20 protein-coding genes, 2 pseudogenes and 1 riboswitch are annotated in these 23,528 nt (G+C 73.6%); of the genes and pseudogenes, 15 read left to right on the forward strand and 7 right to left on the reverse strand.

Annotated elements, in window-relative coordinates:
• Nucleotides 1-79: 79 nt before the first annotated feature.
• The 7 genes and pseudogenes from AC4OXY_RS44200 to AC4OXY_RS44230 form a co-directional block, all read left to right on the forward strand.
• A pseudogene (locus AC4OXY_RS44200) lies at nucleotides 80-196 on the forward strand (isocitrate lyase/phosphoenolpyruvate mutase family protein); the annotation flags it as partial.
• Between the two features lie 300 nt (nucleotides 197-496).
• Nucleotides 497-2,164 (forward strand): alkaline phosphatase family protein, encoded by a 1,668-nt coding sequence (locus AC4OXY_RS44205; protein WP_491992548.1) that lies wholly within the window; start codon nucleotides 497-499, stop codon nucleotides 2,162-2,164.
• 310 nt (nucleotides 2,165-2,474) lie between these two features.
• On the forward strand, nucleotides 2,475-3,053 hold the full coding sequence (locus AC4OXY_RS44210; protein WP_362817886.1) for a lamin tail domain-containing protein: 579 nt from the start codon (nucleotides 2,475-2,477) through the stop codon (nucleotides 3,051-3,053).
• Between the two features lie 276 nt (nucleotides 3,054-3,329).
• Nucleotides 3,330-7,427 carry a bifunctional nitrate reductase/sulfite reductase flavoprotein subunit alpha gene (locus tag AC4OXY_RS44215; RefSeq protein WP_491992549.1) on the forward strand — a complete coding sequence of 1,366 codons (4,098 nt, stop codon included), beginning with the start codon at nucleotides 3,330-3,332 and terminating at the stop codon, nucleotides 7,425-7,427.
• 93 nt (nucleotides 7,428-7,520) lie between these two features.
• A riboswitch (M-box (ykoK) riboswitch) is annotated at nucleotides 7,521-7,692 on the forward strand.
• Between the two features lie 321 nt (nucleotides 7,693-8,013).
• Complete coding sequence (locus tag AC4OXY_RS44220) at nucleotides 8,014-9,360, forward strand: magnesium transporter MgtE N-terminal domain-containing protein (protein WP_356031430.1); 1,347 nt, start codon at nucleotides 8,014-8,016, stop codon at nucleotides 9,358-9,360.
• Nucleotides 9,357-10,649, forward strand: a complete 1,293-nt coding sequence (locus AC4OXY_RS44225; RefSeq protein WP_356031433.1) for an NRAMP family divalent metal transporter — start codon at nucleotides 9,357-9,359, stop codon at nucleotides 10,647-10,649. Before AC4OXY_RS44220 ends, AC4OXY_RS44225 begins: the two co-directional genes overlap by 4 nt.
• A gap of 135 nt (nucleotides 10,650-10,784) precedes the next feature.
• Nucleotides 10,785-11,816: a cytochrome c oxidase assembly protein gene (locus tag AC4OXY_RS44230; RefSeq protein WP_356031435.1), complete on the forward strand. Its 1,032-nt coding sequence runs from the start codon at nucleotides 10,785-10,787 to the stop codon at nucleotides 11,814-11,816.
• Nucleotides 11,817-11,835: 19 nt separating this feature from the next.
• Here AC4OXY_RS44230 and AC4OXY_RS44235 read toward each other — a convergent pair whose 3' ends face one another.
• Nucleotides 11,836-12,801, reverse strand: coding sequence for an SGNH/GDSL hydrolase family protein (locus tag AC4OXY_RS44235; protein WP_356031438.1), 966 nt, complete (start codon nucleotides 12,799-12,801; stop codon nucleotides 11,836-11,838).
• 182 nt (nucleotides 12,802-12,983) lie between these two features.
• On the opposite strand from AC4OXY_RS44235, the gene AC4OXY_RS44240 reads away from it, so the two are divergent.
• Entirely contained in the window at nucleotides 12,984-14,186 is a 1,203-nt protein-coding gene (locus AC4OXY_RS44240) for a PucR family transcriptional regulator (protein WP_491992550.1), read from the forward strand.
• 40 nt (nucleotides 14,187-14,226) lie between these two features.
• Here AC4OXY_RS44240 and AC4OXY_RS44245 read toward each other — a convergent pair whose 3' ends face one another.
• On the reverse strand, nucleotides 14,227-15,177 hold the full coding sequence (locus AC4OXY_RS44245; RefSeq protein ID WP_356031443.1) for a LysR family transcriptional regulator: 951 nt from the start codon (nucleotides 15,175-15,177) through the stop codon (nucleotides 14,227-14,229).
• A 151-nt stretch (nucleotides 15,178-15,328) separates the two neighbouring features.
• Between AC4OXY_RS44245 and AC4OXY_RS44250 the strand changes: the two genes are divergently transcribed.
• Nucleotides 15,329-16,249, forward strand: a complete 921-nt coding sequence (locus AC4OXY_RS44250) for a zinc-binding dehydrogenase (RefSeq protein ID WP_491992551.1) — start codon at nucleotides 15,329-15,331, stop codon at nucleotides 16,247-16,249.
• Nucleotides 16,250-16,311: 62 nt separating this feature from the next.
• On the forward strand, nucleotides 16,312-16,731 hold the full coding sequence (locus tag AC4OXY_RS44255) for a nuclear transport factor 2 family protein (protein ID WP_356031448.1): 420 nt from the start codon (nucleotides 16,312-16,314) through the stop codon (nucleotides 16,729-16,731).
• A gap of 71 nt (nucleotides 16,732-16,802) precedes the next feature.
• Here the strand turns inward: AC4OXY_RS44255 and AC4OXY_RS44260 are convergent, their stop codons facing one another.
• Nucleotides 16,803-17,315 (reverse strand): GNAT family N-acetyltransferase, encoded by a 513-nt coding sequence (locus AC4OXY_RS44260; protein ID WP_491992552.1) that lies wholly within the window; start codon nucleotides 17,313-17,315, stop codon nucleotides 16,803-16,805.
• Between the two features lie 123 nt (nucleotides 17,316-17,438).
• Here AC4OXY_RS44260 and AC4OXY_RS44265 point away from each other — a divergent pair, with 123 nt between their 5' ends.
• Complete coding sequence (locus AC4OXY_RS44265; RefSeq protein WP_356031454.1) at nucleotides 17,439-17,984, forward strand: GNAT family N-acetyltransferase; 546 nt, start codon at nucleotides 17,439-17,441, stop codon at nucleotides 17,982-17,984.
• Here AC4OXY_RS44265 and AC4OXY_RS44270 read toward each other — a convergent pair.
• Nucleotides 17,936-18,163 carry a hypothetical protein gene (locus AC4OXY_RS44270; RefSeq protein ID WP_491992553.1) on the reverse strand — a complete coding sequence of 76 codons (228 nt, stop codon included), beginning with the start codon at nucleotides 18,161-18,163 and terminating at the stop codon, nucleotides 17,936-17,938. The genes AC4OXY_RS44265 and AC4OXY_RS44270 overlap by 49 nt on opposite strands.
• Before the next feature lie 180 nt (nucleotides 18,164-18,343).
• On the opposite strand from AC4OXY_RS44270, the gene AC4OXY_RS44275 reads away from it, so the two are divergent.
• The 3 genes from AC4OXY_RS44275 to AC4OXY_RS44285 all read left to right on the forward strand — a co-directional run bounded on the left by AC4OXY_RS44275 (nucleotide 18,344) and on the right by AC4OXY_RS44285 (nucleotide 19,594).
• Nucleotides 18,344-18,514, forward strand: a complete 171-nt coding sequence (locus AC4OXY_RS44275) for a rhodanese-like domain-containing protein (RefSeq protein WP_491994733.1) — start codon at nucleotides 18,344-18,346, stop codon at nucleotides 18,512-18,514.
• Nucleotides 18,436-18,606 (forward strand): hypothetical protein, encoded by a 171-nt coding sequence (locus AC4OXY_RS44280; protein ID WP_491994826.1) that lies wholly within the window; start codon nucleotides 18,436-18,438, stop codon nucleotides 18,604-18,606. Before AC4OXY_RS44275 ends, AC4OXY_RS44280 begins: the two co-directional genes overlap by 79 nt.
• A gap of 115 nt (nucleotides 18,607-18,721) precedes the next feature.
• Nucleotides 18,722-19,594, forward strand: coding sequence for an SDR family oxidoreductase (locus AC4OXY_RS44285; RefSeq protein ID WP_362817905.1), 873 nt, complete (start codon nucleotides 18,722-18,724; stop codon nucleotides 19,592-19,594).
• Here AC4OXY_RS44285 and AC4OXY_RS44290 read toward each other — a convergent pair.
• Both AC4OXY_RS44290 and AC4OXY_RS44295 read right to left on the reverse strand, forming a co-directional pair.
• The gene (locus tag AC4OXY_RS44290) at nucleotides 19,591-19,806 is read right to left on the reverse strand and encodes a hypothetical protein (protein ID WP_071371873.1); all 216 of its coding nucleotides are present in this window, start codon (nucleotides 19,804-19,806) and stop codon (nucleotides 19,591-19,593) included. The genes AC4OXY_RS44285 and AC4OXY_RS44290 overlap by 4 nt on opposite strands.
• 207 nt (nucleotides 19,807-20,013) lie before the next feature.
• Nucleotides 20,014-20,247 (reverse strand): annotated as a pseudogene (locus AC4OXY_RS44295) (MFS transporter); the annotation flags it as partial.
• Nucleotides 20,248-20,424: 177 nt separating this feature from the next.
• Between AC4OXY_RS44295 and AC4OXY_RS44300 the strand changes: the two are divergent.
• Complete coding sequence (locus AC4OXY_RS44300; RefSeq protein ID WP_491992554.1) at nucleotides 20,425-22,296, forward strand: alkyl/aryl-sulfatase; 1,872 nt, start codon at nucleotides 20,425-20,427, stop codon at nucleotides 22,294-22,296.
• On the opposite strand, the gene AC4OXY_RS44305 is transcribed toward AC4OXY_RS44300, so the two are convergent.
• Nucleotides 22,286-23,515: a PucR family transcriptional regulator gene (locus tag AC4OXY_RS44305; RefSeq protein WP_491992555.1), complete on the reverse strand. Its 1,230-nt coding sequence runs from the start codon at nucleotides 23,513-23,515 to the stop codon at nucleotides 22,286-22,288. The two genes, AC4OXY_RS44300 and AC4OXY_RS44305, sit on opposite strands and share 11 nt — an antisense overlap.
• Nucleotides 23,516-23,528: the final 13 nt, after the last annotated feature.

Consider the following 23,528-nt stretch of genomic DNA (forward strand, 5'->3'; position numbering starts at 1 on the left):
CCGCCGCCGAGGAGGCCGGGCTGCCCGGGCTGTGGCCTACGCCGAGGCGGGCGCCGACAGCCTGTTCGGCCCCGGTCTCGTGGACCTGGACACGGTGGCCGAACCGGTCCGCCGCGGTCCGTTGCCGGTCAACGCGATGGCCGGACCGGGCGCACCGGCCGTGATCGCTCTCGAAGCGGTCGGGGGCCGCCGGGTCGGCGTGGGTACCGCGCCCGCCCGGACCGCGTGCGGGGCGATGCGCCGCGCGGCCGCCGGACTGTGGACTCGGGCACCTGCGTGGCGCTGGAGGGCGCCGTGGACTTCGGCACCGTCAACGGCGCGGGCACCGCCGCACGCACGCGGCGCTGACCGCACCCGTGGGGCGTCTTTGCGTGCGCCGATGAGTTTCTTGGGCTGAACAGGACATGCCGGTCCGCTTCCGTACACGTTCCTCCCCTCGGATGTCCGTGCACGGTTCGCATGATCTCGCTCGCTCAGCACAGTCCGAGGAGAACCCTTGTCCCGACGCCCGTCCCACCCCGCACGCACCATCACGGCGGCGGCCGCAGCGCTGGCCGCCGTCGGCGCGCTCACCGCGGCGGCCGCGCCCGCCTCCGCCCATGCCCCCGCGCAGCGGCACCCGGCCGCCCGGCACGTCCTGCTGCTGTCCGTCGACGGACTGCACCAGTCCGACCTCGCCTGGTACACGGCCCGTCACCCGCACTCCGCGCTCGCTCAACTGGCGGGCGGCGGTGTGGAGTACACGCACGCCGCGACCACGAACCCGTCCGACTCCTTCCCCGGCATGGTCGGCCAGCTCACGGGCGGCGATCCGGGCACCACGGGTGTCTACTACGACGACACCTACAGCTCCGCCTTCCTGCCGGCCGGCACCACCAAGTGCGCCGGCGCCAAGCCCGGTGCCGAGGTCGACCTCACCGAGGACCTCGACAAGAACAAGGACTCCCTCGACGCCGGCCAGGGCCTCAAGGGCCTGCCCGGCAGCATCCTCCACATGACGGGCGACCCCACCCGCCTCCTCGACCCCTCGAAGCTGCCGGTCGACCCGAAGACGTGCAGGCCGGTCTACCCGCACTCCTACCTGCGCGTGAACACCGTCTTCGAGGTGGCCCGCACCGCGGGTCTGCGCACCGCCTGGTCCGACAAGCACGCCGCCTACGACATCCTCAACGGCCCCTCCGGCAAGGGCATCCAGGACCTCTTCGCGCCCGAGATCAACAGCAACGCGACCGGCTACGCGGCGGGTGACGACTGGACGAAGGACAACGCCGCGACCCGGCAGTACGACGGCTACAAGGTGAGCGCCGTCCTCAACGAGATCGACGGCTACGACCACGGCCGCACCCACAAGGTGGGCACTCCGGCGGTCTTCGGCATGAACTTCCAGTCCGTCTCGACCGCCCAGAAGCTGCCCACGTCCGACGGCCTGGCCGGCGGCTACCGGGCCAAGGGCGTGCCCGGCCCGCTGCTGGCGAAGAGCCTCGACTACGTGGACCAGCAGGTCGGCGCCTTCCTCGCCGAGCTGCGCAGGCAGCACCTCGCCGACAGCACCACGGTCGTCCTGTCGTCCAAGCACGGCCAGTCGCCCACCGACCCCCAGGCCCTGACCCGCATCGACGACGGCCCCCTCCTCGACGGCCTGAACGCCGCCTGGAAGGCCGCTCACCCGGGCGCCGGTGACCTCGTCGCCCACGCGGTGGACGACGACGCCATGCTGATCTGGCTCACCGACCGGTCCAAGGCCGCCACCGCCTTCGCCAAGGCCTACCTCCTCGCCCGGTCCGGCACGGGCAACGGCATCGACGGCAAGGCCCGGCCCTTCACGGCGAGCGGGCTGAAGACCCTGTACGCGGGCGTGGCCGCGGCCGGCTACTTCCACGCCCGCCCGGGCGACTCCCGCGTGCCCGACCTGGTCGGCGTCACCCAGTACGGCGTCGTCTACACCGGCGGCAAGGGCAAGATCGCCGAGCACGGCGGCGCCCACGCCGACGACCTCGACGTCCCGCTCGTCGTCACCGGCGCCGCCACCCCGCACGGCGTCCGCGTCGACAGCCCGGTGCGCACCACGCAGATCGCCCCGACGATCCTGCGGCTGCTGGGCCTCGACCCGCGCAGCCTGGACGCCGTACGCGCCGAGCACACCCGGGTCCTCCCCGTGCGCTGAGCCCTCGCGCCCGTCGCCCGGGCGGTTGATCCGGATGGAGTACGTACTCGTTACTCACTTTCGGGTGATCGCTCGGGCGGACGTCCACGGACAGGCCCGACATCCCGCCGGAATTCGCTATTCAGGACATAAATGGTCATTGCATCCGAGAGTTACGGATTGCTGCGAGAAACGTAATGTCCTGCGCGTTTTCCTCACAAAGTCCGCTCGGGGTTGCAGGGTGAGCGTGCGCGGCCAACCGGCCGCCGACCCGCGCCAACGCGCTCTCGCGAAGGGGGACCCTGTGTCCGTTTCTTCTTCCGTCCGTCGTGTGACGGCCGCCGCATCCGTGGCCGCCGCCATGGTGGGCGTAGCGGCCCTGCCGGCCATGGCCGACGGTCAGCACCTGGGCCGTCAGCACTCGGTGGTGTACATCAGTGGCGTACGGCACGACGGGCAGAGCCGGGCCGACCGCTCCAACACCACGCTGAACAAGCAGTGGGTGGCGGTCACCAACAGCTCGCGCCGGGCGGTGAACCTGGACCGCTGGACGCTGTCCGACCGGAACGGTCACACATACACCTTCCACCACGTCCGGCTCGCCGGCCGGGCCACCGTGCGCGTCCACACCGGAGTCGGCCGGGACACCAAGGCCGACCTCTACCAGGACCGCCGCATCCGGGTGTGGGACAACAACGCCGACTCGGCGACGCTGCGCGACGACCGCGGCCGCGTGCTCGACGCCGTCTCCTGGGGCGGCCGCAGCCACCGCAACGGCGGCGCGCTCCGCCACGACGGCGCCGCCCGGCACCACGAAGCCGCCCGTCACCACGAAGCCGCTCGTCACCAGACCGCTCGTCACCAGGCCGTCCGCCACGAGGCCACTCGTCACGAGGCCGGTCACCGCTAGGCAGCGCACCACGGCGGGCACGGCCGCGGCGACCGCCGCCGACCCCTTCCCCACCCGGCAGCCCCGGACGGCGTTCGCGCCGACCGGGGCTGCCCCTTGCCCGACCCCCTTCCCTCGCCACGGCTCCCGGGCCTCGCGGCAGGCTCACACGCGTCCCCCGGCAGCTGTGCGGCAGGCGTAACCGCTGATGATCAGGTGCGGAGACACCGGTGTAATGAGCCGTTCGTACCGTCACGAAGGGTGAGATCAGGTCGAGCACTGGACAGGGAGGCGCCCGTGGCCGCGCCGGGCTCGCGGAGCGAGGGCACGACGAAGGTGCGGACGGTCTGCTCGTACTGCGGAGTGGGCTGCGGCATGGTCCTCGACGTCGGCACGGGACCGGACGGACGGCGGACGGTCCTGAAGGCGAGCGGGGACAAGGAGCACCCCGCGAACTTCGGACGGCTGTGCACCAAGGGCGCGACCACGGCCGACATGCTCGCCGCCCCCGGCCGGCTGACCGGGGCCCTCGTGCGGCCGGACCGCGGTGCGGAGCCCCGCCCGGCGCCCCTGACGGCAGCCGTCGGCGAGACCGCCCGCCGGCTGCGCGCGATCATCGACGAGCACGGCCCCGACGCGGTCGCGCTCTACGTCTCCGGCCAGATGAGCCTGGAGGCGCAGTACCTGGCGAACAAGCTGGCCAAGGGCTTCATCCGTACGAACCAGATCGAGTCGAACTCCCGGTTGTGCATGGCCGGCGCCGGCACCGGTTACAAACTGTCGCTGGGTGCGGACGGACCACCCGGCTCCTACCAGGACCTCGACCGGGCCGACGTCTTCCTCGTCATCGGCTCCAACATGGCCGACTGCCACCCCGTCCTCTTCCTGCGGATGATGGACCGCGTGAAGTCGGCGGGCGCCAAGCTGATCGTCGTCGACCCGCGGCGCACCGCCACGGCCGCCAAGGCCGACCTGTTCCTCCAGATCAGACCCGGCACCGATCTGGCGCTGCTCAACGGACTGCTGCACCTGCTGCACGAGAACGGCCACACCGACCCCGCCTTCATCGCCGCGCACACCGAGGGCTGGGAGGCGATGCCCGGCTTCCTGGCCGACTACCCGCCCGCCGCCGTCGCCGAGATCACCGGCATCCCGGAAGAGCACCTGCGCGAGGCGGCCCGGCTGATCGGCGAGGCGGGGGAGTGGACGAGCTGCTGGACGATGGGCCTGAACCAGTCCACCCACGGCACCTGGAACACCAACGCCCTGGTCAACCTGCACCTCGCCACCGGCGCGATATGCCGCCCGGGCTCCGGCCCCTTCTCGCTGACCGGCCAGCCCAACGCCATGGGCGGCCGGGAGATGGGCTACATGGGACCGGGACTGCCCGGCCAGCGCTCCGTGCTCGCCGACGCCGACCGGGCCTTCGTCGAGGAGCTGTGGCAGCTGGAGCCGGGCGCCCTGCGCGCCGACGGGGTCGGCAAGGGCACGGTCGAGATGTTCCGGAAGATGGCCGACGGGGACATCAGGGCCTGCTGGATCATCTGCACCAACCCGGTCGCCTCCGTGGCCAACCGCAAGACGGTCATCGAGGGCCTGGAAGCCGCCGAATTCGTCGTCACCCAGGACGTGTTCGCCGAGACGGAGACGAACGCCTACGCCGACGTCGTCCTGCCCGGCGCGCTGTGGACCGAGACCGAGGGCGTCCTGATCAACAGCGAGCGCAACCTGACCCTCGCCCGCCCGGCCGCCGACCCGCCCGGCGAGGCGACCGCGGACTGGCGGATCATCGCCGCCGTGGCCCGGGAGATGGGGTACGAGAAGGGCTTCGCGTACGACAGCGCGGAGGAGATCTTCGAGGAGATCAAGCGCGCATGGAACCCGGTGACCGGCTGGGACCTGCGCGGGGTGAGCTACGAGCGGCTGCGGACCACGCCCGTGCAGTGGCCGGCGGCCACGCCCGGGGGGCCCGACCGCAATCCGGTCCGCTACGTCGGCGCGGACGGCGCGCCGACCTTCCCCACGGCGAGCGGCCGTGCGGTCTTTCACGCCCGCCCGCACGTCCCGGCGGCCGAAATGCCCGACGACGACTACCCGTTCGTGCTCAACACCGGCCGGCTCCAGCACCAGTGGCACACGCTGACCAAGACGGCGAAGGTGGCCAAGCTGAACAGGCTCGACCCCGGCCCGTTCGTGGAGGTGCACCCCGAGGACGCGGATCGCCTGGGCCTCGCCGACGGAGACTCGGTGGAGGTCGCCTCGCGGCGCGGGCGGGCCGTGCTGCCCGCCGTCGTCACCGACCGCGTACGGCCGGGCTGCTGCTTCGCGCCGTTCCACTGGAACGACCTGTTCGGGGAGTACCTGAGCGTCAACGCGGTGACCAACGACGCCGTCGACCCGCTGTCGTTCCAGCCCGAGTTCAAGATGTGTGCCGTGGCGCTGACCAAGGTCGCCACCGCGGTGACGGTGCGGTCCCCGGTGCCGGTGGCAGCCCCGGCTGTCGCCCCAGAGGCGTCCACGGTGTCCGTCCCCGCCCCGTTCGGGCTGGAGCCCGCGCCGCCTCCGCCGGTCCTCGCCGCACACGAACGCCGGTATCTGACCGGCTTCCTGGCGGGCATCCCGTCCGGCGCCCCGGGCGTCCCGGTCCTGCCGCCGGACGCCCCCTTCAGCCCGGAGCACGCCCTGTGGGTCAACGGCGTCCTGGCCGGCATGTACTCCAGGACGACCGCAGCGACGCCCCCGTCCGCGACACAGCCGCACGCTGCCCGCCGCCAGGTGGTGATCCTGTGGGCGTCGCAGACCGGGAACGCCGAGGAGTTCGCCTCCGAGGCCGCGCAGCGGGTCACCGCGGACGGTCACCGCGCCGCCCTGCTGCCCATGGAGGAGGCGGACCCCGCCGCCCTGCCCTCGGACGCCGACCTGCTGTTCATCACCAGCACCTTCGGCGACGGCGACGCCCCGGACAACGGCGCCGGCTTCTGGGACGCCCTCGCCGCGCCCGACGCACCACGCCTGGACGGCAGGCGGTACGCCGTCCTGGCCTTCGGCGACTCCTCCTACGACGACTTCTGCGGCCACGGCCGGCGCCTCGACCGGCGCATGGCGGAGCTGGACGCGACGCGGCTGGCACCGCGCATCGACTGCGAACCGGACTACGAGAGCGCGGCCGGGGCCTGGCTCGACCGGATACTCGCCGCGCTGAGCACCGCCGAGCAGCCGCCCCCCGCCGCGCCCGCGACCCCTGCCGCCCCGCAGGCCGCGCCCCGGTCGAGCCGCCCCACCCCCGTCACCGCCCGCCTCACCGGCAACCGCCTGCTCAGCCTGCCCGGCGCCGGCAAGGAGGTCCGGCGGTTCACCTTCGACACCCGCGACAGCGACGCCCCCCTCGTCTACGAGGCCGGGGACGCCCTGTCCGTACAGCCGGTCAACCGGCCGGAGCTGATGACCGAATGGCTCGCCGTCACCGGCGTCGACGCGGACACGGCCGTACAGGTCAAGCACGCCGGAGAGGTGCCGTTCGCCGAAGCGCTGCTCCGGCACCTGGACATCACCCGGGTCACCCCCGGCCTGCTGCGCTTCGCCGCCGACCGCACCCGCGATCCGCGTGAGCTGCGCAAGCTGCTCCGGCCCGACAACAAGGGCGAGTTGGCGCAGTGGTCCTGGGGGCGCCAGGCCGTCGACGTCGTCGCCGAGTTCGGCGTCCGGGCCGGGGCGCAGGAATGGGCCGACGTGCTGGGGCGGCTGCAACCCCGGCTGTACTCCATATCGTCCAGCCCCCTGACCGACCCCCACCTGGTGTCCCTGACGGTCTCCGTGGTCCGGTACGAGAACCCGGACGGGCGTCCCCGTCAGGGCGTGTGCTCCCCGTTCCTCGCGGACGCCGAGCCCGGCACCCCCGTGCCGGTCCGGGTCCAGCGCGCACCGCACTTCCGCCCGCCCGCCGACCCCGCCACCCCGGCCGTGATGGTGGGCCCCGGCACGGGCGTCGCGCCCTTCATCGGCTTCCTGGAGGAGCGGCGGGCCCGCGGCCATCGCGCCCCCAACTGGCTGTTCTTCGGCGAGCAGCACCGGGCGACGGACTTCTACTACGAGCAGGAGCTGACCGGGTTCCTCGCCCAGGGCACGCTCACCCGCCTCGACACCGCCTTCTCGCGGGACCAGCGCGCCAAGGTCTACGTCCAGGACCGGATGCGCGAACACGGCCCGCTGTTGTGGGCCTGGCTCCAGGACGGCGCCCACTTCTACGTCTGCGGCGACGCCTCCCGCATGGCCAAGGACGTCGACCGGGCGCTGCGCGAGATCGCCGTCGCGCACGGCGGCCTGGCCGAGGCCGAGGCCGCCGCCTACGTGAAACAGCTGGGCGCCGACAAGCGGTATGTGCGGGATGTGTACTGACGCCGGTTTCCGTTCCGTAGTGTGCAGGTCAAGGGCCGGTCATGGGTGCGGAAGGAGGGTTGCGGCCCGCGTATCGTTGGTGCGGACAAACGAAAGGCACCTCGTTCGGTGAGGCGTCTTCACGGACACAGGCCACTGATCCCACCCGTCGAGAGACGCTCCGGATCAGGACAGGTCTCCCCGGCCCAAGGGGTGACCCCAAGTGGCTTCCCCGTACGGGGATCACGCCGTGGAGTGCCAAAGCTCTGACGAGAAGGGGTGTGCCGGGCCGAGCCGGCTCCGGCTGCCCTCCGCCACAGGACCGCGACACTCTCAGCGCGGCCGTGACCGGGAGGAGGCGACATGGACAGTAGTCCGGGCCATAGTCGGCCCTTCTTCGTGTTGTCCGCGCCGTCCTTCCGCGGCCCGCAGCTGCCTCTTCTTCCCTGACCCCCGACCGGTTCACCCGGCCGGCAGGCCGTGCGCCGGTGTGCGCCCGGCGTGCCCGGTGCCCGGGTGCGGGGGAGTCGTGCGCTGCCACGGGCCGCCCGTAGCCCCGTCACACCGGGGCAAGGGGGTGTTCATCTTGGCTGCCCACACTCTGCTCATGTCCACCTCGGCCCGCCTGCGCGACCGCCGGGTCATCCTGGAGCGCCGTGCCACCACGTCCAAGGCGGTCCGTACCTCGCTGGTCTCCCTCGCGGGGCTGATCGGCGGACCGGCCACCAACCAGTCCGGCGACGAGGTCGGTCGCATCGTCGACGTCGTCGCCCGGCTCTACGGCACCGACTCCTACCCGCCGGTCACCGGGCTCATCCTGCGCATCGGCCGGCGCCACACCTTCGTGCCCGCCGACGCCCTCGGCAAGGTGCACGCCGGGCACGTACGGCTGCGCACCGCCCGCGTCGACCTGCGCGACTTCGTCCGCCGTCCCGGCGAGGCGCTGCTCGCCAAGGACGTGCTCGACCACCAGCTCGTCGACGTCGACGGCGTCCAGGTCACCCGCGCCGCCGACCTGTATCTCGCGCCCCTGGTCGACCAGGTCGTCCTCGTCGGTGTGGACGTCTCGCTGCCCACCCTGCTGCGCCGGCTCGGCCCGCGCCGCTGGCAGGCCCGCCCCACCCCGGAGCGGGTGCTGGACTGGCAGGCCATAGCCCCCTTCGCCGAGCAGGCCACCGAGGGTCCGCCCGAGGTCCGGCTGCGCGCCTCCCGGGCCGCCCTGCACCGGCTGCGCCCGGCCGACCTCGCCGACATCCTCGAAGACCTCGGCCGCGCCGAACGCCAGCAGCTGCTCGGCTGGCTGGAACCGGAGCAGGCCGCCGACGCGCTGGAGGAGATGGAACCCGCCGAGCTGCAGAACCTGCTGCGTGAGGCCCAGCCGGAACACGCCGCCCGCCTGGTCGACGAGATGGAGCCCGACGAGGCCACCGACGCCCTGCGCGACCTCACCCGCGAGGAGCGCGAGGCCCTGCTGACCCGGATGCCCAAGGACGAGGCGGCCGAACTGCGCCGGCTGCTCACCCACCGGGAGGGCACGGCGGGTGGTGCCATGACCACGCTGCTGATCACCGCCCGGCCGGACGAGACCGTCGCCGAGGTGCGCGGCCGGCTGGCCGAGCAGCACGAGCACCGGACCGAGATCGACGCGATCGCCGTGGTGGACGGCACGGACCGGCTGCTGTGCGACCTCCCGCTGTTCGACCTGGCGGTGGCCGAGGACACCACCCCCATAACCGACCTCGTCACCTGGCGAGCCCAGTTCGGCCCGCCGGACACCGTCCGCGCCGACACTTCCCTGGCCGAGGCCGCCGACCACCTGGTCGCGGCACGCGCCTCCTCACTCCTGGTGGTCGACGACAGCGACCGCCCGCTCGGCCGGATCCTGGCCGACGACCTGCTCGACGCGATGCTGCCCGAACGCGGGCGGCTGCACTTCCGGAGGTTCCTGCAGTGACCCGCGACCTCGACACCGCCACCGCGGCACCGCAGGCCACAGCGCCCGCGCGCCGGACCGGCTGGCGGCGCATCACCATGATCGCGGCGGTTGCCGGACCCGGACTGGTCGCCGCGAACGCGGGCAACGACGCCGCCGGCATCGCCACCTACGCCTCGGCGGGCTCCCAGTTCACCTACGGCACCCTGTTCTTCATGGTGCTCGTCACCGTCGCCCTGGTGATGGTGCAGGAGATGGCCGTCCGCCTCGGCGCCTACACGGGCAAGGGCCTCGGCGCCCTGATCCGCGAGCAGTTCAGCCTCCGCCTGACCGCGCTCGCCGTGTTCTGCCTGCTGCTCGCCAACACCGGCCTGGTGGTGAGCGAGTTCGCCGGCATCGGCGCCGCCTTCGAACTCCTCGGCGTCCCCAAGTGGGCGGTCATCCCGCCGGCCGCGGTCCTGCTGTGGGCGCTGGTGCTGTTCGGCTCCTACCACTGGGCCGAACGCATCTTCCTGATCATGTCGCTGGCCTTCTTCGCCTACCCGGTCGCCATGATCCTCGGCCACCCCGACTGGGGCGCGGTCGGCCACCACCTCGTCGTGCCGCACATGGAGCCGAACAAGGCCTTCATCCTGCTGGCGGTCGCCCTGATCGGCACGACGGTCAGCCCGTACATGCAGTTCTACGCCGCCGCGGGCGTCGTCGACCGGGGCGCCAAGCCCGCGGACTACCCGCTGATCCGGGCCGACGCCATCCTGGGCGCCGTCTTCGCCTGCGTCATCAGCCTGACCATCATCATCGCCACCGCCTCCGCCATCGGCGGCACCGGCCCGCTGGACTCGGCCGCCCAGGCCGCCGAGGCCCTCAAGCCGGTCGCGGGCCGCAACGCCGAGCTGCTGTTCGCGCTCGGTCTGCTCGGCGCCTCCGCCCTGGCCGGCGCCGTCGTCCCGCTGTCGGCGAGCTACGCCATAGGAGAGGCCGCCGGCGTGGAGCGCTCCGTCTCCCGCAGCTTCCGGGACGCCCCGCTCTTCCTCGGCCTGTTCACCGCCCAGATCGTGCTGGGCGCGGTGGTCGCGATGACCCCGGTCGACGTCATCCAGCTGCTGATCGGCACCCAGGTCCTCCAGGGACTGATCAGCCCGATCGTCCTGGTCTACCTCCTGGTGCTGACCAACCGCCGCTCGGTCCTCGGCCCGGCCGCCAACGGTCCGCGCTACCGCGTCGCCGCCACCGCCGTGGTCGTGGGCGTCGCCGCCATGTCGACGATCCTCCTCGTCCAGACGGTCCTGGGCTGGTTCGGTCTCGCCTGATCCACGCCGTTCACCCCGGCGTGCCGCACCCCGATGCCGGGCCGCGGGCCGCCGGGGACTACCGTCCCGTGGTGGACCCGAGCCGGACTCTTCGGCGCCGAGGCCCTCGTACCGAGCCAAAGGAGGACGTTCCGCATGGATGGCCACGCGTCGACCGCACTGTCGGCCGGCCAGCTCCCCGAGCTGACCACAGGACGTCTGCTGTCCACCTGGCAGCTGGACATCCCCGCCCTGCTGCTGGTCATCGCCCTGGGCGCGCTCTACGGTTGGGGCCTCGCGCGACTGCGTGCGCGGGGCGAGCCCTGGCCACCGGTCCGCGTGGCCGCGTTCGCTCTGCTCGGCCTGGGCGCGCTGGTGGTGGCCACGATGTCCGCGCTGGCCGTCTACGACCATGTGCTGTTCTGGCCGGCCGCCGTGCAGAACGTGCTGCTGGACCTCGTCGCCCCGCTCGGCCTCGCCCTCGGCGACCCCCTGCGGCTCGCCGTCGAGGCCCTGCCGGAGGGCGCCGCCGGGCGGGTGCGCCGGGCGATGTCGGGCCGCCTGGTGCGCGTGCTCACCTTCCCCTTCATCAGCACCGCCCTCGTGCTCGCCACGGAACTGACGGTGTACTTCACGCCGTACTTCGCCACCGCCCTGCGCGTGGGCTGGCTGCACGAGCTGATGTACCTCCACCTGCTCGTGGCCGGCTGCCTCTTCGTCGTACCGATGCTGACCCACGAGCAGACGCTGCCCCGCTGGTGCACCCACCCGGTCCGGGCCGCCCTGGTCTTCCTGGACGGCATCGTCGACGCGATCCCGGGCGTGGTGGTGATGACGCACGGCACGCTGATCGCGGGCGCCTGGTACCTGCACCACGCGCCGACCTGGTCCCCGGACGTCCAGCACGACCAGCAGATCGGCGGCGGCGCGATGCTGAGCATCGCCGAGCTGGTCGCCCTGCCCTTCCTGCTGGCCCTCCTCTACCAGTGGGCGCGCGCGGAACGGGTCCAGAACGCCGCCCTGGACCGCCGCCTGGACGCGGAACTCACCCCCGCCGTCGTGCCCGCCCCCGCCGCGGAGCACGCCCACCGGGCCCCGTCTCCCGAGGCCGAGCGGGTGCGCCCCTGGTGGGAGACGGAACAGAACGAGGTGGCCGCGAGGATCCGGGGCCAGCACCGGGAGAAGTGACGTCGGCCGTACAGCCGGATCAGGCGCCGAGCGCGCCCAGGACGGCGTCCGCCATCGCGCGTTCCCCGGTGGCGTTCGGGTGCAGCGGCAGGGTGGGCGAGGCGGGGATCAGTCCCTCGATCCAGGGCGTGGCGGAACAGCTGTCGTGGCCCCGGGTCGGGCTGAGCGTGTCCACGTACGTGGCGCCGCCGGCCCGGGCGGTGGCCGCGACCGTGTCGTCGAGACCGCCCAGCACGGACCGCAGGAACGCGATGTCCCCGGTCGTCACCGGCAACCTGCCGAGACACTCCGCGGGGTCGTCGGGCAGCACCGCCGGATAGCCGACGACCAGCACCCTGGCCCGCGGGGCTCGCGCACGGATCAGCCCCAGGGCGCTGCCGAGCTGCGCCGCCGCGGCGTCCACACGCTCTTCGAGGGTGTTCTTGTAGTGGTCGCGGCAGGGGGTGCCGAGCGGGTCGGTCACGGACAGGGCGGAGCAGGTGGCGGCGACGTCCCCGAAGCCGAAGTCCGACGTGCCGAGGTTGTCGCCCGCGACGGTGAGCGTGACCAGGGCGGTGTCCCGCGTGACGGCGTCCAGTTGGGGGCCGTTGACCACGGCTCCGGCGTCCGTCTGCGCCGTGGTGAGCGCACTGACCTTCGCGCCCGCGCAGGTCACGTCCCGGTACGTGCTCGGGCCCAGGGACGCGGCGACGAGCCGGCCGTAGTCGTGGTCGGAGCGCATGCACAGGCCCGCGGACTGGGCGGGGATGCCGGCGCCGGCGGCGTACGAGTCCCCGAGCGCCACGTAGGCGCCGTCCGTCGAGGGCGCGGCGAGGGCGGTGGTGGTGGAGGCGGTCGCGAGGAGTACGCCACCGGCGAGGGCGGACGTCCAGCGCACGAGCGCCTTCGCGCCGCGGGCGGCCCGTGCGGTGTGCGGGTCCTCGGCGGCTGTCGTGCGCGGTGCGCGATGGCTGCGGTGCGTGTTCGGCGATGCGGCTCTGGGCACGGTTGCTCCTGGGGAGACGGGACGACGGAAGCACAACTCCGGTACCGGCCGGTAACGTTGCGGACATCGTCGTAGCCCCCCGCCCCGCGGACCATGTGCCCGCGCACAGCGGCACGACGGCCCCGTTGTCCCCGCGCACATCGCCTTCGCGCATGCCGACGCCCGTTTGTAACCTGCCGGTCATGAGCCGCACACCGCCACCACCCGCCGAGACCGCCCCCGTCGCGGCCGCGCTGCTCGGCCGCGCGCACGAGCTGGGCGCCCGCATGGCCCGCCGTATCCGCGCCGAGGTCGGCTACTACGGCGGCGAAGGTCCCGTCGCCTTCGAGGAGCTGACCGCCAGTTGCCGGCGCAACACCGAGCTGGTCTTCGGGCAGCTCGCCCACGGCTGTGCGGCCGGCATGGAGCCGGCGCAGGAGACGGGCCGCAGAGCGGCGCGCGAGGGAGCACCGCTGGGGGAGTTGCTGCACGCCTACCCGGTCGGCTCGGAGTTCCTGTGGTCCGAGCTGGCGTCCGCCGCCCGGGCCGCGGACGCCGTCACCACCGATATCCTCGTGGCCCTCGCGGCGTGGTGGGTGAACGAGGGCCTCGCGGCGGCGGCCAGCGACGCCTACCGCGAAACGGCCGCGGAACTGCTGCTGCAACGCGACCGCGAGCGCTCCGTGCTGGTCGAGGCCCTGTTCACGGGCATGCTGACCGACCGCACCACGCTCTGGGAAGCCGCCGACGCGCTCGGCCTGCCGGCCGAGGGCCCCTTCGTGGTCGTGGCGGCCGGTGTACCCGTGCCGGGCCATGAGGCGCTGCCCGGCATCGAGCCCCGGCTGCTCGCGGAGCGGATCCGTTCCGCCTGGCGGCTGCTGCCCGACCTCCAGGTCGGCATCATGGCCGTGCGCGGCCCGGACGCCGACGAGGCCGCCCTGCGCGTCCTCGGCGGTGTCGCCGCGGCCCGGGTGGGCGTCAGTCCTGCGTACCGCGCCCTGCGGGACACCCCCAGGGCCCTGCGGATGGCCCGCCTCGCGCTGGCCCGGGTACCGCGGGAGGCCGGGGGCGTCGTACGGTTCGACGACAGCCCGGTCGCCCTGATGGTGGCCGCGTCCGTGGACGAGGCCACCCGGATCGCCCGGACCGTCTTCGCGCGTGTGCTGGCCCTGCCCGACGAGGAACGCGGCAGACTGCTGGCGACCCTGGAGCAGTGGTACGCGGCCGGGGGCTCGGCGGCCGACGCGGCGCGGCAGCTCTACTGCCACCGCAACACCGTCCGCTACCGGCTGCGCCGCCTGGAGGAGTTGACCGGCCGCTCCCTCCAGGACCCCCGCGCGGTCGCGGAACTCTCGGTGGCCCTGCACGCCCTGCCGCTGCTCCCGCAGTCTCCCGAGGCGCCGTGAGCCGTGAACTGTGCGCCGTGAGCCGTGAGTTGCCGACCGGCTAACGCGCCGCCAGTTTCGCGTGGTCGACGTCGGGGAGCCAGTCGCGTCCCGGGGCGTACTCCAGCCAGCGGCGGGCGCGGCCGGTTTCGGCGAAGCCCCGCAGCAGGGTGTCGAGCAGCGGGTGACGGTAGGCGTCGTGCCAGGCCAGCGACCACGCGTACAGCGGGGTCGGATCGACCAGCGGGATGGCGCGCAGTCCCGAGTGGTCCGGCAGCGGCGCGTCGGCGGGGAAGAGGGTGAAGCCCTCGCAATCGGCGCGGACGTGCTGGAGGAGGTGATCGAGGCCCAGGTTGGGGCCGTCGTGCCGGCGCGTGATGCGGAACTCGTCGGCGAAACGGCACAGGAAGTCCAGGCGGCTCAGTTCGGCCGGGCTCCACAGCGCGCTGTCGCGCAGGTCGACGGGGCGCAGCGCGTCGGCGCCGGCCAGCGGATGGGACGGGCCGAGCACCACGTCGACGGGCTCCAGCCGTACCAGCCGCTGGGTCAGTCCCGCGTCCCGTCCCCCGGGCAGCGGATGCACGCGGCCGAAGCCGAGGTCCGTGTCACCGCGCAGCAGGGCCCGGGCGACCGACGGCCAGTCACGTCCCGGACCCGGCTCCCACCGCACCGGGCCGTCCGCCCGGACGGCGGCGGCGACGGTGCGCATCGGCGCGTACAGATGCCCCCAGATGTCGATCCGTACGGCCGCTCCCGCGCCGGTCACGGCCGCGACGGCGCGCTCGCCGGCCGCGAGCGCCTCGCGCGCGCCCGGCAGGAACCGCCCGCCCGCCTCGCTGAGCCGGACTCCGCCCTGGCGCTCGAAGAGCCGCACACCGAGCAGCTCCTCCAGCCGGGCCACGCGCTTGGACAACGCCTGCTGGCTGGTGCCCAGTTCCTCGGCGGCGCGCCCGAAGTGCAGCGTCCCGGCGGTGGTGACGAAGGCGCGGACCAGGGCGAGGTCGAGATCCATGCCGCTGACCATAGGCGACAACGCGGCGTTGTCGCCCGGTGGGTCCGGTTGTTGGCCGCTCCGGTGCCCGGACCGGTCAGATGGTTCCCGAGGCCGCACCCACCGCCGCACCGGCCGATGGTGCCGCAGGCCACCGAGGAGGACGACACCGATGAAAGCCTTTGTGCCGACCGGAGACCCCGCCGAGCCCGTCGTGCTCGCCGACGTCGCCGAGCCCACACCGCGCCCCGACGAGGCGCTGGTGAGGGTCGAGGCGTTCTCCGTGAACCGCGGTGAGACCTTCAAGCTGGAAAAGCCCCGCCCCGGTGACCGCCCCGGCAAGGACATCGCGGGGCTGGTGGTGCAGCCGGCCGCCGACGGCAGCGGGCCGAGCGGGATCACCCGGGTCGTCGGCCACCCCATGTCGGGCGGCTGGGCCGAGTACGTGACGGTGCCGACCAACGCCCTGGCCGAACTGCCCGACCGGGTCGGCACCGTTCAGGGCGCGGCCCTGCCCCTCGCGGGGCTCACCGCGCTGCGGCTGCTGCGCGCGGCCGGCCCCGTCGTGGGCCGCCGGATCCTGCTGACCGGCGCGTCCGGGGGCGTGGGCCACTACGTCACCGAGCTGGCGGCCGCCGCCGGGGCCCAGGTCACCGCCGTGACCCGGAACGCGGAGCGCGGCGCCCGGCTGGCCGCACTCGGCGCCGCCGACATCGTCCACGACGTCGCCGACGCCCGGGGCCCGTACGACATCGTGCTGGAGTCGACCGGCGGGCAGGCCCTCGCCACCGCTCTGGCCCGGCTCGCCCGGCGCGGCACCCTCGTCTGGTTCGGGCAGGCCGGGCGCAGGCCGGCGACGCTCGACTTCTTCGACTTCTTCGACGGTCCCGAATCGGCCGTCCTGCGTCACTTCCACTACCTCGACGCGGACACCCGCCTCGACGACGACCTGGCCGCGCTGGTCCGGCTGACCGCCGAGGGGCGGCTGCACCCGGAGATCGGCCGCGTCACGGACTGGGCCGACACCGCGACCACCCTCACCGACCTGCGCGACCGCCGCATCCGCGGCAAGGCCGTCCTCACGCTGTCCTGAACACCACAGCCCAACCGACCTCTTTCAGCAGCCAGTTCACGAACCACCGAAGGAGTACGACCATGACGACCGGCACCGACCCCAGGGCCGTGGTCATCCGCTACGTCGAGGCCGTCCGCGACGGCGACGCGGACGTCATCCACGACAGCTTCGCCGAGGACGCCACCTGGCACTACCCGGGCGACCTGCCCATCTCCAAGGTGTGGCACGGACGGGACCGGATCATCGGGGAGTTCCTCGGCGGCATGGGACCGGTCCTGGTGCCGGGCACCCTGGAGATCGAGCTGATCAGCACGATCGCCGAGGGCGACCGCGTGGTGGCCGAATGGACCTCCAAGGCCAGGACCGTGTACGGCGGGACGTACGACAACCGCTGCCTCGGCATCTACACCGTCCACGACGGCAAGATCACCTCTGTGGTCGAATACGCCGACACCCAGCATGTGGCCGCGACCCTCTTCCCCGGGCACGACGCCCGGTAAGTCACGCTCCGGCCGCTCCGGTCGGACGAGCCCGTGTGCCGGACACCGCCCGGCTGCGCCGGGCAGGGGCTTCAGAGTTCCTTGCGCATGAGGACGCACATCGTCTCGTACCGGCGGAGCGACCCGTCCGGGCCCTCCTCGTCCCAGGCATCCGGCTCACGGCCGTACGCGACGTAGCCCAGGCGCTCGTACAGGGCGCGGGCCCGCGGGTTGTCCTCCTCCACGGCGAGTTCCGCCGTACGCAGCCCACGGCCGACGATGCGTCGCTCGGCGGCCCGGATCAGCAGCGTGCCCAGTCCGCGGGACTGGAGCGCCGGCAGCACGGCGAGCTGCCAGATGGTCCCGGCGCCCGCGCGGACCCGGTAGTCGACGCCGCCGATCGCCACGGGCAGATCCGCCAGGGTGCACACCGCCAGGTAGTCCACCTCGCCCGCCGCCGCCCGCGTCAACTCCCGCTCCACCTGGCGCAGATGGGTGGCCGAGCCCGACCAGGTGCAGGCGGGCAGATCCCCGGGTGTCAGGTCGCGCACGCCGACGGGGAGGGCGAGGGTGGCGGGCAGCGGGGCTTCGTCCGGATCGGTCATGGGCGCGAGCATGGCGTCCGGGTTGACAGCGCGGCAACACATTTCCGCCGCGCTCCCCGTCCGGGCGGGAGCGGCGCGGCAATTCCGGGGTGGTCGCGGGGGCAGGTCCCGTACCGTGCCGGGATGGTGACTGTACGAGCGATGACGGAAGCCGACGTCGAGGCCGTGGCGGCGATACGGGTGACCGGCTGGAGGACCGCGTACGCCGGGATCGTGCCCCGGTCCTGCCTCGACCGGATGACGGTCGAGGCGGACGCGCGGCGACACCGGGAGCGCGTCACACAGCCGGGGAACGGCCGCACCGACCTGGTCGCGGTCGACACCGACGGGCGTGTGTCGGGCTGGGCCTGCCTGGGACCCTGCCGTGACGCCGACACCACTGCGGCCACCGGTGAGCTCTACGCCCTGTACGTGCAGCCTTCGCTCATCGGCTCGGGCATCGGCCGCACGCTGCTCCGGGCCGTGCACGCACACGCCCGCTCGCACGGCTTCGACCAGATGGTGCTCTGGGTCCTCACCGGCAACACCCCGGCACGCCGTTTCTACGCACGGGCCGGATACGTCGCCGACGGCGCCGTCCAGACCGACGAGTACGACGGGGTGTGCGTGCCCGAACTCCGCTACCGGCTGGCCGCCGACGCGCTCGGGCGGTCCGGCGGTGCACCGTGATCCAGCAGCCCGGCGATCAGGGCGCCGGCGGCGTAGCCGATGTCGCGCCAGAAGCGGTACGTGCCGAGGGCGAGGAAGTTGTTGACCAGGCCGACCTGGCTGGCGCCGCGCAGGGAGCGGCCGCGCCAGGAGGTGCGGGCGAAGGCGGCGGACAGGCCGGTGCTGTCGGTGCCGGGCAACGGCGCGCTGTGCCGGGCGAGCCCCTGCGGCTCGGGCTGCGGGAGAACTGGGTCCGGTTCACTCGCGCAGGGTGGGTGAGCGGACCGCCACGCGCCGAGAGGGCGTGCGCATCTCTCGGCGACGACGGCGCCACGGAGGTCACCCGTGAGGAACCGCACGCGCGCGTCGCCCCGGGCGGCGTGCTCGATGTGCGCCCGGCGGAGGAGCACCGGGCCGGACACATCCCCGGCGCGCTCTCCATCCCGGCGAACTGGCCGACCGCATCGCCGACTTGCCCCAGGACGCCGAGATCGTCGTCAACTGCCGTGGCGAGCACTGCGTCCTCGCTCACGACGTGGTCCGCCTGCTGACCGACCGAGGCCGGTGCGCGATCCGGCTCAATGACGGCATGCCGGAGTGGCGCCCGGCCGAGCTGCCCGTCGACACGGCGGACCTGAGGTGAGCGCCGTATCCCCGCCGCGGTCGGCGGGGCACAGGGCGGGAGCGGGCACACCGGGCGACTACTGTGCCGACAGACACACAGCAGTACATCCGGGACCGCACCGAGGAGAACGACGATGGCTCCTGCCGAGGCCGAGGTCGAGGCCACCTACGCCGTCACCGGCGCCACCGGCCGGCTGGGCGGACGCATCGCCCGCCGCCTGGCCGCCGCCGGCACCCCGCAGACCCTCCTGTGCCGTACCCCGGCCCGCGCACCGGAACTGCCCGGCGCGACCGCCGTACCCGGGGCCTACGGCGACCACGACGCCCTCGTCCGCGCCCTGCGCGGCACCGACCGTGTGCTGATGGTCTCCGCCTCGGAATCCCCGGACCGCGTCGCGCAGCACCGCACCTTCGTCGACGCGGCGGCCGAGGCGGGCGTCGCCCACCTGGTCTACATCTCCTTCTACGGTGCCGCACCCGACGCGACCTTCACCCTGGCCCGCGACCACTGGCACACCGAGCAGCACATCCGCGCCAGCGGCGTGCCCTTCACCTTCCTGCGCGACAACCTCTACGCCGACTTCATGCCCGGCCTGGTGGGCGAGGACGGCGCGCTGCGCGGCCCCGCCGGTGACGGCCGGGCCGCCGTGGTCGTGCAGGACGACATCGCGGACGCGGCCGTCGCGGTCCTGCGCGATCCGGGCCCGCACACCGGTCGTGCCTACGAACTGACCGGTCCCGAGGCGCTCACCCTCACCGAGGTGGCGGCGACGATCACGGCGGTCACCGGCCGCCCGGTCTCGTACGTCCCCGAGACCGTCGAGGAGGCCTACGCCTCCCGCGCGGGGTACGACGCTCCCGACTGGCAACTCGACGCCTGGGTCTCCACCTACACGGCGATCGCCGACGGCTCCCTCGCCGGGGTGACCACCGCCGTCCAGGACCTGACCGGCCACCCGGCCACCACGCTGGAGCACCTGTTGCGGGGGACGCCCGCCGTTCGCTAGCCGGCCTCTCGCTCCAGCACACGGCGGGCGGCCTCGGCCTCCGCCGCGGGCGGGGACAGTTCGTCGAGGGTGTCCAGCTCGTCGTCCGCTTCCAGTTCCCGTTCCCAGGCCGCCGCCAGCTGCTCCTGTTCCTGGCGGGGCCTGGCGCCGACCGTGTCCCGGTGTTCCGGATCCAGGGCCGCCATGAAGCGTTCGACCGAGTCCGAGGCCATACCGTGCTCCTTGTCGCGGGGAGGGAGAGTGCCACTTTCGGCCCAGCATGGCCAAGCGGGCCCACGCCCGCCTCCCGACACCACCTGGAAACACCCTGATGGCCCCGGCGCCTACCGGGCGGACCTGGCGTCGTGTGCGGCAACGGCCATGACGAGGACGGAGGCCAGGGCGATGCCGGCGCCGACGTACAACGGCGCCGTGTAGCCGAACAACGCCACCAGGCCGACCAGGACGTTCTTGCGGGGCAGCCGGGCCGTGGCCGCGGTGAGTGCGATCGCGCCGACCGCGACACTCAGCGCGTACCCGGAGATCAGCCGGCCCGCCGTCGCCTCGGACACCGCGAAACCCGACGCGATCTGCGGCAGCAGCCCGGCGATCAGGAACTCGGTGAGCCCGATGCCGAAACCGCCGAGTGCCGGCGCGACGAGCCCGCCCGGCATCCGCCCCCGGCCGGCCGTGCGGCCCGAATCGGTCATGCGGCGACCCTCACCCACCGGCCGGGAGCGCGTCCATGGACAAAGCCCCCCGCCTCTTGGACTGCCGCTGTGACGGGTCACCGACCGCTCTGTGACCCGTCATCAGGCGCGGGCGACCGGGGATTGGCACGATCGGTCACCATGACCGGCAGCGAGCAGCAGCCCGGGGAGACCACCCCGGCTTGGGACGACGAGCAGGACTTCACCGACGCGGACCGGGGGTTGATCGCCCGGCTGGAGCCCTGTGTGGTGCGGGACGCGCGAGGCGGGGTGGTGTGGGACGCGGACGCCTACGACTTCCTGGCGGCCGACTGCCCGCCGACCGCGCACCCCGCGCTGTGGCGGCAGAGCCGGCTCGTTGCCCGCCAGGGGCTGTACGAGGTCGTGCCCGGCATCTACCAGGTGCGCGGCCTGGACCTGTCGAACGTCACCTTCGCGGAGGGCGAGCGCGGAGTCGTCGTGATCGACCCGTTGATCAGCGCCGAGGTCGCCGCGGCCGCGCTCGCCCTGTACCGCGCACACCGCGGCGAGCGCCCCGTGACCGGCGTGATCTACACCCACTCCCACGTCGACCACTTCGGCGGCGTGCGCGGGGTCGTGGGTCCGGCCGACGTGGCCGCCGGCCGGGTGCCCGTCATCGCACCCGCCGGGTTCCTGGAGCACGCGGCCGGCGAGAACGTCTTCACGGGTACGGCGATGGCCCGCCGGGCGGCCTACATGTACGGGGCCGCGCTGCCCAAGGGACCGGCCGGGCAGATCGGTTGCGGGCTCGGGCTGACGACCTCGACCGGCAGCGTCGGCCTGATCGCGCCCACGGTCGACGTCACCGCCACCGGACAGACCGAGACCGTCGACGGGGTGCGGATCGTCTTCCAGCTCACGCCCGGCACCGAAGCCCCCGCGGAGATGAACCTCCACTTCCCGGACCTGCGGGTGCTGTGCGCCGCCGAGAACGCCTGCCACACCCTGCACAACGTGCTCACCCTGCGCGGGGCCCTCGTCCGCGATCCCAGCGCCTGGGCCAGGTATCTGACGGAGACGGTACGGCTGTTCGCCGCGGACACGGACGTCGTCTTCGCCTCCCACCACTGGCCGACCTGGGGCCAGGACCGCGTCGTGCGGTTCCTGGAGGAGCAGCGGGACGCGTACGCCTATCTGCACGACCAGTGCGTGCGGATGATCAATGCCGGATACACGGGCGCGGAGATCGCCGAGCAGTTGCGCTTCCCGCCGGCCCTCGAACGGGCCTGGCACGTCCGCGGCTACTACGGCTCCCTCAGCCACAACGCCAAGGCGGTGTACCAGCGTTACATGGGCTGGTTCGACGGCAACCCGGCGCACCTGTGGCAGCATCCGCCCACCGAGGCCGCGCGCCGGTACGTGGAGTTCATGGGCGGCGCTGACAGCGTGGTCGCCAAGGCGAGGACGTCGCACGAAGACGGTGATCTGCGGTGGGTCGCGGAGGTGCTGAACCATGTCCTGTTCGCCGATCCCGGGCACACCGAGGCCCGCGCTCTGCAGGCCGACACGTTCGAGCGGCTCGGCCAGGGCGCGGAGTGCGGACCCTGGCGCAACTTCTTCCTGACGGGCGCGGCCGAACTGCGCGGCGGCATCCTCGGCACACCGACCCGCGCCGCCCCGGACGTCCTGGCCGCCCTGACGGCCGAGCAGGTCTTCCGCTCCATGGCCGTACGCGTCAACGGCCCCCGCGCGGCCGAGGCCGGACGGCTGCTGCTGCGCTGGGAGTTCACCGACACCGGCGAGAAGTGGACGCTCCTGCTGTCCCGCGGCGCGCTCACCCCGATGCCCGGCGACGCCCCGCAGGGTGAGCAGCCCACCGCCGTACTGCGGCTGGCCCGTACCACTCTCGACGCCGTGCTGGTCGGGGCGACGACCTTCGCCGAGGAGATCGCGGGCGGAGCGGTGGACCTCGACGGCGATGCCGGGGCCCTGATCACCTTCGGATCGCTGCTGGACGCACCGGACCCGGACTTCGCGATCGTCACCCCGTGACGCCGGGGTCCGTCTCGCGCAGCAGCAGGGCCGCGAGGAGCAGCGCGGTGTCCCTCGGGCCGGCGAGGCGGACCCCGGTCAACTCCTGGATGCGGGCCAGCCGGTGGTCGACGGAGTTCGGGTGCAGGTTCAGCCGGCGGGCCGTGGCCCGGCGGTCCTGGCGCTCCTCCAGATGTGTGCGCAGGGTCTCGGCCAGTTCGGGCCGGCCGGCCAGCGGGTCGAGCAGGGCGGCGATCCGGTCGCTGCCCTCGCTGGGCCGGGACAGGTGGTACTCCAGCAGGACGTCGTCGAGCCGGTGCAGCCCGGGCGGGCGGCCGCACGCGGCCGCGACCCGCACCACCTCCGCGGCCAGCCGCGCCGCACGGGGTATGTCAGCGGTCCCGGCCGCCCCGGCCACGGCCAGCCGCACCCCCGCTCCCGCCGCCTCGCGGAGCAACTCCGTTGTCTGGGTGGGTGGTTCGGCGCCTCCCGGTACGACCGCGTGCCCTCCGTCGGCGCCGAGCAGGGCGGGTACGTCCGTGCCGAAGACCCGGTCCAGCACCGCCTGGACGCGCCGCACCAGCCGCCGTACCGTCACCGGGGAGCCCGGACTGCCGCCGGTGGGCGGCGAATCGGGGAAGCGCAGGCACAGCACCAGCGCGGGCCCGTCCGGCGTGGATGTGCCGGCGGGCGGGCGGCCCTCCAGCAGGGCGCGGGCCCGTGCGTGACGCCGCTCGTGGCGTCCGGCGGCGAGGGCGGTCCGCTCGTCGAGATAGCTCTCGGCGACGGCGCCCACGACCCGGTCGATCGAGGCGAACAGCGCTTCGGCGAGTTCGGCCAGGGCGTCCCGCTCATCGGGACGAGCGGTCTCCCGCAGCGCCCGGAACAGTTCCTGCCCGCCCAGCGTGTACGTGCGCAGCAGGAGGTGCAGCGGCATCCCCTCCTCGGCGCGCCGGGCCGCGCGCTCCTGGAAGTACTCCAGCGCGTCCGGCCCCGGCCGGCCGGTGGCCCCGCGCAGGAACAGCCGCATGCCGTGCCGGGCCGTCGCGGCGATCTCCACGTCCTTCACCTCGGCGGGCAGTTCGGGGTAGCCGCGCAGTTGCCCGAACACCTCGCGGGCCATGCGCCGGGCGAGCGCGTTCACCCGTGGCTCGCACCGGGCGGCGAGCGCCGCCGCGCCGGCGGACAGCTCCCGCGGACGACCGCCGGTCCGCCGCTCCCCGTCCTGTCCGTGCGCCATGGATCACCTCACC

Source organism: Streptomyces sp. HUAS MG56 (assembly GCF_058673395.1).

What these genes read in the sequence shown, in the direction of transcription:
- AC4OXY_RS44260 (WP_491992552.1), bottom strand. Translation starts at nt 17,315, where the DNA reads ATGACCGATCCGGACGAAGCCCCGCTGCCCGCCACCCTCGCCCTCCCC.
- AC4OXY_RS44250 (WP_491992551.1), top strand. Translation starts at nt 15,329, where the DNA reads ATGAAAGCCTTTGTGCCGACCGGAGACCCCGCCGAGCCCGTCGTGCTC.
- AC4OXY_RS44220 (WP_356031430.1), top strand. Translation starts at nt 8,014, where the DNA reads ATGTCCACCTCGGCCCGCCTGCGCGACCGCCGGGTCATCCTGGAGCGC.
- AC4OXY_RS44265 (WP_356031454.1), top strand. Translation starts at nt 17,439, where the DNA reads ATGGTGACTGTACGAGCGATGACGGAAGCCGACGTCGAGGCCGTGGCG.
- AC4OXY_RS44305 (WP_491992555.1), bottom strand. Translation starts at nt 23,515, where the DNA reads ATGGCGCACGGACAGGACGGGGAGCGGCGGACCGGCGGTCGTCCGCGG.
- AC4OXY_RS44285 (WP_362817905.1), top strand. Translation starts at nt 18,722, where the DNA reads ATGGCTCCTGCCGAGGCCGAGGTCGAGGCCACCTACGCCGTCACCGGC.
- AC4OXY_RS44230 (WP_356031435.1), top strand. Translation starts at nt 10,785, where the DNA reads ATGGATGGCCACGCGTCGACCGCACTGTCGGCCGGCCAGCTCCCCGAG.
- AC4OXY_RS44290 (WP_071371873.1), bottom strand. Translation starts at nt 19,806, where the DNA reads ATGGCCTCGGACTCGGTCGAACGCTTCATGGCGGCCCTGGATCCGGAA.
- AC4OXY_RS44300 (WP_491992554.1), top strand. Translation starts at nt 20,425, where the DNA reads ATGACCGGCAGCGAGCAGCAGCCCGGGGAGACCACCCCGGCTTGGGAC.
- AC4OXY_RS44255 (WP_356031448.1), top strand. Translation starts at nt 16,312, where the DNA reads ATGACGACCGGCACCGACCCCAGGGCCGTGGTCATCCGCTACGTCGAG.
- AC4OXY_RS44240 (WP_491992550.1), top strand. Translation starts at nt 12,984, where the DNA reads ATGAGCCGCACACCGCCACCACCCGCCGAGACCGCCCCCGTCGCGGCC.
- AC4OXY_RS44245 (WP_356031443.1), bottom strand. Translation starts at nt 15,177, where the DNA reads ATGGATCTCGACCTCGCCCTGGTCCGCGCCTTCGTCACCACCGCCGGG.